Here is a 2,576-nt window from a genome sequence, read left to right on the forward strand (position 1 = left end):
CACCCTGCTGACGCAGGCCGTCCTCGCGCTTTCCGATGCCGTCGAGGCGGTACGGCCAGACCGACAATTTCCACGCCGCAATCCCGGCAAGCTCAAGCCTGGATTCCACCCGGCTTACTGCCGGGCGGCTTAAGTCCATGGCATTGCGTCAACTCCACCGGAACCGTGCGCAGCGAGACCAATGCGCGCGGTTTCACCACCGCCTACGACTACGACGGGATCAATCGGCCGACGCGGATTCTCCCGCCCATCCACAACCCGGTGACGGTGCGTTGGAACCCGACAAGCCGCGAGGTGATTCGCGGGGCGCTCTCGTAATAATTGGGGACGCGTAATAATTGGGGACGTACCACGTTATTCCCCGAAAGCCCACCTGCGTACGGCAAAGAGCACATCTACGTCGGCACGCAACGACTCGCGAGCGTGCAGAAGAACCAACGGCCGCAGGCCGATGCCGGTGCCGATCAGAGCGTCGACGGCGGCGCGCCCGTCACCATCGACGGCCTCGCCTCCTCCGACCCCGACGGTACCCTGAGCGCCTACGCCTGGGTGCAGAGCGCCGGCCCCACGGTGGTGCTGCAGGAGGCCGATCAAGCACAGGCCCGCTTCACCGCACCCACTGTCGCGAGCGCGGCGAACTTGGAGTTCCGCCTCACCGTCACCGACAACGACGGCGAGCGCGCGAGCGACAGCGTCTCGGTGGCGGTCACGCCGACCCAGCCCAACACGCCCCCGGTGGCCATTGCCGGGCCGGACCAAAGCGCGGTCGCGGGCGCAACGGTCAGCCTCGACGCCAGTGCCTCCCACGACGCCGAAGGTCCGGTGACCTATGCCTGGCAGCAGACCTCCGGGCCGTCCTTCGCGTGGCAAGGCGCCACGGACGCCGCCACTGTCAGTTTTACCACGCCGACGACGGGCGCCGACTACGCGGTCATCATTGGCCTGACGGTCACCGATACCCAGGGTCTGAGCGCGAGCGATGCGGTCGTCGTCCAAGTACAGGATCCCAACTCCGACGCTGACGGTGACGGCGTCCCCGACGACCGCGACAACTGCCCGAGCGTCCCCAACCCCGGTCAGGAGCAGACGGGCTACAACCTGGGCCGTGGGCTCGGTGACGCTTGTGTCGATCCGAACGTCAAGATTCCCGCGAGCGTCGACCTCGGCACCGGCGTGACGATCGCCAAGGGGGTCAAGCTCGGGGATCAGGTCACGATCGGTGACAATACCCGCCTCGAACAGGGCGCCACCATCAAGGACGGGGCCACCCTCGGCGCGGACGTGAGCGTCGGCGAGAAGGCCACCGTCAAGGACGGGGCCAGCGTGGGTGATGGATCGACGCTCGGCAGGAAGGCCACCATCAAGGCCGGGGCGCGACTCGGCGCTCAGGTCAGCGTCGGCGAAAAGACCAGCATCGGCGAGGACGCCCTAATCGGTGACCGCTGCGCGATCGGCGACGACAGCACCCTGAAGCAACAGGTGGTGTTGGGCATGGACGTCATCGTGGGCAGGAACACCCAAATCAAAGCGGCGGCGCAGGTGGGTGACAGAGCCAGTATCGGAGAGGCCGTCACCATCAGGGCCGGGGTGGTGGTTCCCGCCGATGCGGTCATCCCCGATGGGACGGTCGTGAAGTAGGACGCAGCTCGATCACGCCTCGGCGTCGATCGGGGCAATGCCAAGACAAGGCATCAGACGGAGATGACGACATGAACCGAATCACACGCCGAGGGGTTGCGAACAGGCTCTCGTGGGTTGGGCACATGCTGCTCGCGACCCTGCTGCTGAGCCTGCTCGCCGGGCAGGTCGCGGCCAAGGACCGCATCACCTACTTCCACAACGACGCCCTGGGCTCGCCGGTGGCGGCCACCAACGAGGCGGGCGAAGTGCTCTGGCACGAAGACTACGCCCCTTATGGCGCGCGCCTGCTGCGCGAGGACGATGGAGACAACGCGCTCTGGTACACCGGCAAGCAGGAAGAGGAAACCCTCGGGCTGCACTACTATGGCGCGCGCTGGTACGACGCCGAGATCGGGCGCTTCCTCTCGCTCGATCCGGCCGGGTTCGACGAAGCGAACCTGCAGAGCTTCAACAAGTATGCCTATGCGAACAACAATCCGTACCGGTTTGTGGATCCGGATGGGAAAAGTCCGCTAGCCGTCGGAATTGCCGTGACCGTGATGGCCATCGCCTACGTGGGTCCTGCGCACGCCCCGGCGGTGGGGCAAGCGACCGGATCGGGCTCCCTGCTTGACATGGCTCTGGCCGTGCAGCCCGAGTTCAAGGCAGGCGGATTGCTCGGGGCGGGAATGTGGGGCGCCATCGTTCGGCACTCCAACAAGGCGATGGATCCCGCAAGGGTGGCAGACGAAGCAGCGTTCACGTCGAGAGCTGCGCGAAGGCAGTCGATGCGCGATGCGGGTATACCGACGAGTCAGCAGCCAGTGTCGCAATCACGGAATGCTTCTGGCCGCGAGTACTCGTATGACGTACGTACGCCCATATCGTTACCCACATCTCGCCCCTCGTTCGTACACGCCAGCTTTGCGTTCGACCTCGGGGGGTAGACATGGAGG

At 65.8% G+C, this 2,576-nt stretch carries 3 protein-coding genes; all 3 read left to right on the top strand.

Going from position 1 to position 2,576, the window contains the following annotated elements; genetic code table 11:
- The first annotated feature begins 165 nt into the window (after positions 1-165).
- The 3 genes from G3446_RS26295 (at position 166) to G3446_RS26305 (ending at position 2,567) form a co-directional block, all read left to right on the top strand.
- Positions 166-318 (top strand): hypothetical protein, encoded by a 153-nt coding sequence (locus tag G3446_RS26295; protein WP_164456615.1) that lies wholly within the window; start codon positions 166-168, stop codon positions 316-318.
- A 105-nt stretch (positions 319-423) separates the two neighbouring features.
- Positions 424-1,638 carry a PKD domain-containing protein gene (locus G3446_RS26300; RefSeq protein ID WP_164456616.1) on the top strand — a complete coding sequence of 405 codons (1,215 nt, stop codon included), beginning with the start codon at positions 424-426 and terminating at the stop codon, positions 1,636-1,638.
- A 125-nt stretch (positions 1,639-1,763) separates the two neighbouring features.
- Positions 1,764-2,567 (top strand): RHS repeat domain-containing protein, encoded by an 804-nt coding sequence (locus G3446_RS26305; RefSeq protein ID WP_164456617.1) that lies wholly within the window; start codon positions 1,764-1,766, stop codon positions 2,565-2,567.
- Positions 2,568-2,576: the final 9 nt, after the last annotated feature.

The organism is Thiorhodococcus minor (assembly GCF_010820565.1).
GTDB classification, from domain to species: domain Bacteria; phylum Pseudomonadota; class Gammaproteobacteria; order Chromatiales; family Chromatiaceae; genus Thiorhodococcus; species Thiorhodococcus minor.

Coding starts and splice junctions, on each gene's coding strand:
- G3446_RS26305 (WP_164456617.1), top strand. CDS start 1,764: ATGCTGCTCGCGACCCTGCTGCTGAGCCTGCTCGCCGGGCAGGTCGCG.